The 7,081-nt window shown below is 69.7% G+C and carries 7 protein-coding genes; 3 read left to right on the forward strand and 4 right to left on the reverse strand.

What is annotated here, in order from left to right:
* The first annotated feature begins 92 nt into the window (after window positions 1–92).
* Window positions 93–1,298, forward strand: coding sequence for an LptF/LptG family permease (locus ACT53N_RS12710; protein ID WP_476064223.1), 1,206 nt, complete (start codon window positions 93–95; stop codon window positions 1,296–1,298).
* Here the strand turns inward: ACT53N_RS12710 and fixJ are convergent.
* Both fixJ and ACT53N_RS12720 read right to left on the reverse strand, forming a co-directional pair.
* Window positions 1,295–1,903 (reverse strand): response regulator FixJ, encoded by a 609-nt coding sequence (gene fixJ, locus ACT53N_RS12715; protein ID WP_476064224.1) that lies wholly within the window; start codon window positions 1,901–1,903, stop codon window positions 1,295–1,297. The genes ACT53N_RS12710 and fixJ overlap by 4 nt on opposite strands.
* Window positions 1,896–3,383 (reverse strand): PAS domain-containing sensor histidine kinase, encoded by a 1,488-nt coding sequence (locus ACT53N_RS12720; RefSeq protein WP_476064225.1) that lies wholly within the window; start codon window positions 3,381–3,383, stop codon window positions 1,896–1,898. Before ACT53N_RS12720 ends, fixJ begins: the two co-directional genes overlap by 8 nt.
* A 110-nt stretch (window positions 3,384–3,493) precedes the next feature.
* On the opposite strand from ACT53N_RS12720, the gene ACT53N_RS12725 reads away from it, so the two are divergent.
* Window positions 3,494–3,601, forward strand: a complete 108-nt coding sequence (locus tag ACT53N_RS12725; protein ID WP_310217329.1) for a hypothetical protein — start codon at window positions 3,494–3,496, stop codon at window positions 3,599–3,601.
* An 8-nt stretch (window positions 3,602–3,609) separates the two neighbouring features.
* Here ACT53N_RS12725 and ACT53N_RS12730 read toward each other — a convergent pair whose 3' ends face one another.
* Both ACT53N_RS12730 and cydD read right to left on the reverse strand, forming a co-directional pair.
* Window positions 3,610–5,199, reverse strand: coding sequence for an amino acid ABC transporter ATP-binding/permease protein (locus tag ACT53N_RS12730; RefSeq protein ID WP_476064226.1), 1,590 nt, complete (start codon window positions 5,197–5,199; stop codon window positions 3,610–3,612).
* A complete protein-coding gene (cydD, locus tag ACT53N_RS12735; protein ID WP_476064249.1) occupies window positions 5,196–6,836 on the reverse strand; it encodes a thiol reductant ABC exporter subunit CydD in 1,641 nt (546 codons plus the stop codon). Before cydD ends, ACT53N_RS12730 begins: the two co-directional genes overlap by 4 nt.
* A 123-nt stretch (window positions 6,837–6,959) precedes the next feature.
* Here cydD and ACT53N_RS12740 point away from each other — a divergent pair.
* The coding region (locus ACT53N_RS12740; protein WP_476064250.1) for a cytochrome ubiquinol oxidase subunit I at window positions 6,960–7,081 on the forward strand (122 nt) is incomplete at its 3' end.

Genomic DNA, 7,081 nt, shown 5'->3' on the forward strand with positions numbered 1-7,081 from the left:
CGATCGCCGCGCCCTGAACCTTGGAATGGCGCCCTTCCCGCCGAACTGACGGATCAGATCGGGAAGGGGCGCTCGGTACGACGAGCTTCGCCTTGATCTTTCCAAACACGCTTGATCGTTATCTGCTCCGGCGAACCCTGGCGCCGATGTCGGCCGTCCTCATCAGCACGATGGTGGCGTTCCTGATGGAGCGCCTGATGCGCTCGTTCGACCTGCTGTCGCAGACGACGGAGGGCTTCCGGTATCTGACCGAACTGCTGGTGAACCTGACGCCGCACTATGTGGGCTTGACCTTGCCCGGCGGCTTTTTCATCGGCCTGTTCGTGGTCGTCAACGGCCTGAACAAGAGCTCCGAAATCGACGCGATCCTGGCGAGCGGCACGTCGCTGACCCGTTTTACCGCGCCCTTTGTTGTCCTGGGCGTCCTGTTGATGGTCCTGAGCGTCTTCATGTTCGGGTTCGTGCAGCCCTATAGCCGTTACGCCTATCACGCGGTGCTGCACGCGGCTGAGAACGCCGGATGGAACGGCGACGTGCGACCCAAGGCGCTGCTGTCGGCGGGTCCGGACTTTTTCCTGACCGCAGACCGGACCGACGCCAGCGGCCGTCATCTGCAGCAGGTCTTCATTCGACGCATCGATCCGAACGGCCGCGAAGACATCCTCACGGCCGTGTCGGCGGTCGTCCACAAGAACCCTGCCGACAGCCAGATCGCGCTGGAGCTAACCAACGGACGCCAGATCAGCACCGTGGCCGGCGCCCCAACTTATGTCGTCAATTTCTCGCGCTTGATGTTCAACGTGCCCGCCGGCGACGCGGGGCTGCTGCGGCTGCGCGGCGAGGACGTCAGCGAGTTGACGCTGATCGAATTGGCGCGCCAGGGCTTCGGTCTGGAGCCCGCCGCACTGCCGCGGGAGACCTTGCTGGCGGCGCTCTACGCGCGTCTCGCCCGTGCGTTTATCCTGCCGCTCCTGCCGCTGATCGCCGTGCCGTTTGGTCTGAGCGCCAAGCGCGCGGGCTCGGGCGCGGCGGTCGCCACCGGCGGGATCCTGTTATTCGCCTTCGAGATCCTCATGGTCCTAGGACAGGCGACGGCCACCCGCGCCACGGCCCTCGTCGCTGTCGCCTTGCCCGCCGTTATCTTCGCCGTGATCTGCATCGCCACGTTCGTCGTCAGCCAGCGGCGTCCGGGCGAGAACCCCGTCAGCTGGTTCATCGAACACGTCGCCGCGGTGGCGCAGGCCGTGATCAAGGCGGTCCGTCGTCGGCGGGCGCTTGATATGAGCGGTGGAGCTTAACCGCCGCGCACCGACAGGGTCATGCGCACCAGGGCCGCCAGGTTGTCGGCCTGCATCTTGGTCATCAGCTTGGCGCGATAGATCTCGACCGTGCGCGGGCTGATGCCCAGGTCACGGGCGATGACCTTGTTGGCGTGGCCGGCGACCACCCCGTCCAGCACCTGGCGCTCGCGCTCGGACAGGCTCTCGATCCGCTTCAGAATCATTTGCTGATCGTCCGAGACCGGCGCGGCCTCGACGGTGGCGAAGGCGCGTTTGAGCGCGTCCAGCATCCGCGATTCCGAGAACGGCTTCTCGAGGAAGTCGACCACGCCCGAGCGCATCGCCTCGACGGCCATCGGGATGTCGCCGTGGCCGGTGATCATCACGATGGGCATCTTGATCTTCAGGGCCGACAGTCGGGCGACCAGGTCCTGGCCGCTCATCTCGGGCATGCGGACGTCGGTGATCACCACCCCGGGCTTGGCCTGCGGCAGGGCGTCGAGGAACGCCGGGGCGCTGGCGTAGGTGACGACCTCAAAGTCGGCCGACTCCAGCAGGAACGCCAAGGACTCGCGGGCGCTCTCGTCGTCATCCACCACGTGGACCACGGGGGCGTCAGTCATCGATGGTCTCCTTCTCGCCGGCCACAGACTCGGCTGGCGGCAGCGTAAATCGGAATAGCGCGCCGCCGCCAGGATTCGCCTCGGCCCAGATACGGCCGCCGTGCGCCTCGATGATCGAGCGGGAGATCGACAGGCCCACCCCCATGCCCTGCGGCTTGGTGGTCATGAACGGCTGGAACAGGCGCTCCAGCACCTCCGGGGCGATGCCGGGGCCGGTGTCGGCGACGGAGACTTCGGACCAGCCTTCCTCGGTCATGCCGGTGCTGATCAGCAGGGCGCGCTTGCGTGGCTCCTGGGCCTGCATGGCGTCGATGCCGTTGCGGATGAGGTTCAGCAGCACCTGCTGGATCTGGACCCGGTCGGCGAACACGTCGTCGGCCTTCGGATCAAGCTTCAGGCGGACATCGACCTGGCGTTCCTTCTCGCCGATCAGGGCCAAGGCCGAGGCCTCCTCGATCAGCTTCGACAGGCTCTCGGCTTCGCGCTCGCTGGCGCCGCGCCGGGCGAAGTCGCGCATGCGGTGGATCACCTCGCCGGCGCGCAGCGCCTGGGCGGCGGCGCGGTCGATAGCGTCGCGCACCTTGGCCTGGTCGGCCTCGCGGCCTCGATCCATCAGACGGCGCGAACCGGTCAGCAGGTTGGCGATGGCCGATAGGGGCTGGTTCAGCTCGTGGGCCAGGGTCGAGGCCATCTCGCCCATGGCGGTCAGGCGCGAGACGTGAACGAGCTCGTTCTGCAGTTCCTGCAGGCGGGTCTCGGTTTCCTGGCGCTCTGTCAGGTCGCGGATGAAACCAGTGAACGACGGCGTCGGTCCCTTGGTCTCGCCCACGGCCAACTCCATGGGGAAGGTCGAGCCGTCTTTGCGGCGACCCACCACGACGCGGCCCGCGCCGATAATCCGCTTCTCCCCCGTGCGGGCGTAGCGGTCCAGGTAACCGTCATGCGAGGACTGATAGGGCTCGGGCATCAGCAGGCTGACGTTCTTTCCGATCGCTTCGGCCTCCGTCCAGCCGAACATCCGCTGGGCGGCCGGGCTGAACGAGGTCATGATTCCCGCGCGGTCGATGACCACCACGGCGTCGGGGACGGTGTCGAGAATCGAGCGCAGGTGGTCGTTGACCGCAGCCGCCCGTCGCCGCGCGGCATGGAACCAGCCGCCGCCCACGGCCATGCCGAAGCCGACCGAGAGGAAGATCGCCGCCGACAGGCCGCTGACCAGGTCAAATGGGATGTCCCGTGTCACCCACCAGACCGTCGCCCAGGCGAACGTGGTGCCGAACACGCCAGGCCCGACCCCGCCCAGCGCCGCGCTGACCAGCACCGCGGGTACGAACAGCAGGAACGACGACGGGGCGGTGAACGCCTCGGGCAGGTACAGGCGCGCCACCGCCGTGGCCATCACCGCCGCGAAGGCGGCCAGATAGGCGGTTGGATGAGGGTCGCTGAAGAGGCTCGAAGACAGGCCTCGGGTCGGTTTCATCGTCGCCTGCGGCTCCCTGAATCTTATGCGGTTATAGCCGCGAGCGTTTGAGGCAGGTCAAGGCCGGGCGATGCGGATGCGCGCAGCCTGACGGTCTCTAGCAAGGGAGACTGTCGATGTCGGGTGGACAATTGGCCTATCTGGGACTGGTGATCGGCGCGTTTGCGACCTTCGCGGTGGTGCTGTTCACGACCCATATCCGGGTGAACCTGAAATAGGGATCCGATCATAGGGTGGGGACGAGGCTCGGCGACGCGGTCGCCGGGCCTTTTTCTTGCGTGTTGAGGCGAACGATCCGCGCACAGAGACCCAGAGGCGCGGCGCGGTGGCTGACCACCACGAGGCCCTGGCCGGTCCGCTTCAGACGGGCGTCCAATCGCGCCACGACCGCCGCCTCGGTGGCGGGGTCCAGGCCCTCGGTCGGCTCGTCCAGCAGGAGCCAGGGCGCGTCGCGCAGATAGGCGCGGGCCAGGGCCAGGCGTCGCCGCTCACCGCCCGACAGCCGTTCGCCATCGTCGCCGACATAGGCTGACAGGCCCTCTGGCGCGGCGCGGACGCGGTCGGCGAGACATGCGTCTTCCAGCACAGCCCAGAGGTCGGCGTCGCTGGCCTTGGGCGCGGCGAGGCGCAGGTTCTCGCGCACCGTGCCGGCCACCAGACCGGCGTCCTGCGGCAGCCAGGCGAAGGCGTCGCGGGCCGTGAGCGCGGGTGCGTCCCTCAGGCCCAGCAGCGTCTCGACCGCCGTGGTCTTGCCGCAGCCCGAGGGCCCCGAGAGCGCCAGCCGCTCGCCGGGGCTCAGCGTTTGGCCCAGCAGGGTCAGAGGCTCGGCCTCGGTTCGCGACGGCGGAGAGGGGAGGGGTCGATGTCGCAACACGGCGTCGAGGCGCTGGCGGGCTTCGTGCGCGGCGCCGTCCTGATCGAAGGCGTTGGCCAGGCTGGTCAGGGCGTCCAGGCTCATCACCGCCGCCAGGCCGGCCAGGGCCGCCAGAGCTGCGCCAGCCGGCGCGGCGGCGGCCACAGCCGCCGCCACGGCAAGACCGGCGATCACGGACTGACTGGCGATGATCAGACCCTGAGCGCGAGCAGCAGCGCGTCGGGCGTCCTCAAGGCTGGTGGCCCGGGCGTTGAGCGTCTCGCCCGCCCAGTCGGCGAGGCCATAGGCGCGCAGCTCCGCCGAGGCCGAGACGAGGGCGGCCACCGAGTCCTTCAGCGCGCCGGTGCGCGCCTGGATGGCGGCGCGCGCAGGGGCCGAGAAGCGCCTCGCCAGCGCGCGGGCCGTCAGGATCGCCGCGCCGGCGGCGGTCAGGATCGCCAGCGCCGGAACCCATCCCGCCAGCAGCGCCAGCGCAACGCCAGCGCCCAGTCCGGCCGCGGCGCTCCAGGGCGCAGAGAGACGGACGAAGCGGGTCTCGATGGCGTCGACGTCCTGGACGAGCCGCGCCGAGGCTTCGCCGCGCGACAGGCTCAAGGATTCGGACGGCGGCGCGGCCGCCAGACTTTCGAACACCGCCGGGCGGATGGCCGCCAGGGCGCGCAGGGCGGCGGCGTGCCCCGATACGCGTTCCCCATAGCGCGCGGCCGTCCGCAGGATGGCCAAGAACCGGATGCCGGCGCTGGGCAGCAGCACATTGAACGCATGGGCCGCAGCCAGGCCCGCCGCGCCCGCAGCCGCGCTGGCCACGATGAACCAGCCCGAAAGGCCCAGCAGCAGGGTCGAGGCCGCGCCGACGGTGACGGCGCTGAGCGCCGCCAGGCGCAGGGCGCTGGCGCGCTGGCGCTTCTGGGCGCGGATCAGGGTGTCGAGCGGACTGGTCACAGGCGGATCACCTTGTCCGCCAGGGCGGCGACAGCCTCTGAGTGGGTGGCGATCAACGTGGTTCGGCCGCGTGCGGCGGCGCGGATCGCCTCGATCATCGCCGCCTCGGCCTCGGCGTCGAAATTGGCGGTCGGTTCGTCCAGCAGCAGGACCGGCGCGGGTTTCAGCAGGGCGCGGGCCAAAGACAGGCGGCGTCGCTCGCCGCCGGAGAGCCCCGAGCCGCGCTCGTCGAGCACGAAGTCCAGACCGCCGGGACGCGCGGCGAGGGCGGGACCCAGACCGGCGCGCTCGGCGGCTTGCGCGATTTCGGCCCGGCTGGCGTCGCGGCGGGCCAGAGCGATGTTCTCGGCGATCGAGGCGGGAAGGATCAACGGCGACTGTCCGGCCCAGGCGATCGCGAGCTCTACGTCTGTAGCCGGCTTATCGTCGACGCGGATGGCGCCGGCCGTGACCGGCGCCAGACCCAGCAAGGCGTTGAGGATCGAGCTCTTGCCCGCGCCGCTGGCGCCGACGAGGGCCGTGACCGAGCCGGCGGGCGCGACCAGATCGAACGCGCGCACAGCGGGGGCGTCGGTGTCAGGATAGCGGATCTCGACGCCCTCGAAGCGAAGTGTCGGCGCCGCTGTGAGCTGGGCGCGCGCGGAGCGCGGGGCGGGGGGCTCGAAGGTGACGAGGCTGGCGGAGGCGGCCTCGGCGGCCTGGCGGTCGTGATAGGCGGCGGCCAGGCGGCGCATGGGGGCGTAGACCTCCGGCGCAAGGGCCAGCACGAAGAAGGCGCGCTTGAGATCCAGCTGCTCCGGAACCGGGAAGGGCAGCAGCCGCAGCAGGTTGAAGCCGCAATAGACCGCCACCAGGGCCACCGACAGGGCGGCGAAGAACTCCAGCGCTGCGGACGACAGAAAGGCCACGCGCAAGACCCGGATCGTCCGTTCGGCAAGGTTCGACGCCGAGCGGGTCAGGGCCAGCGTCGTCGCGCCCTCGGCCTGGAAAGCCAGCACCACGGGCAGGGCGCGGACCCGGTCCAGGAACAGGGCTGACAGCCGCTCCAGGGCCTGGAACTGGGCGCGCGCCTCGGCGGCGGCGGCGCTTCCCGTCAGGATCATGGCCAGGATGAACGGGATCAGCGTCCCCAGCATGATCGCCGCGGCGATCGGGCTGGCGACGGCGGCGGCGGCGATCATCAGCAGCGGCAGGACGCTGGCGGAGAGGCGCGTGGGCAAGAAGCGGGCGACATGGCCGTCCAGCGCTTCGACGCCCTCCACCAGGGCGGTGGCGGCTTCGCCGGCCGGGCGGCGCGGGCCGGCGAACACGGCGCGCGCGAGCGAGATCCGAAGCGAAGCCTTGGCCTGCGTCGCCGCCTGGGCACCGAGGACGCCCGTCGCCAGCGCCAGAGCGCCCCGAACCGCGAGTGCTGCAGCGGCCACAAGCAGCCAACCGAAAAGCGCTGCGGGTCCAAGGTCCTGAGCGATCGCATCGACACTCAGCGCAAGACCGGCGGCGAAGGCGATCGCGGCGATTCCGTCCACGAGACCCAGCAAGCCTGCGCTGCGGATCGTCGGCGCGACGGTCCGCTCCCATTGCTTGAGCCAGGCCTTGGCGGAGCCACGATGATCAATCTGCACTATGCGGGCGCCCATGAGTTGAGTGTAGGGTGGGGTTATCCGCTTGCCTTGATCCGGATCAAGGAACGGACGGTCGGGCGGGTCTAGGGCATGGCTCTCGATCGGCCTGATCATCGGCCGTTCGCCTCGGAGCTGTCCATGGACCCCGCTGTCGTAGACCTGTCGCGACTACAGTTCGCGCTTACCGCCCTCTACCACTTTCTGTTCGTGCCCCTGACGCTGGGGCTGTCGTTCATGCTGGTCATCATGGAGAGCATCTA

The sequence above is a fragment of the Caulobacter sp. DMC95 genome (assembly GCF_056313785.1).

Bases quoted from the DNA above. Each gene is read 5' to 3' on its own strand.
- ACT53N_RS12720 (WP_476064225.1), bottom strand. From the start codon at position 3,383: ATGAAACCGACCCGAGGCCTGTCTTCGAGCCTCTTCAGCGACCCTCAT.
- fixJ (WP_476064224.1), bottom strand. From the start codon at position 1,903: ATGACTGACGCCCCCGTGGTCCACGTGGTGGATGACGACGAGAGCGCC.
- cydD (WP_476064249.1), bottom strand. From the start codon at position 6,836: ATGGGCGCCCGCATAGTGCAGATTGATCATCGTGGCTCCGCCAAGGCC.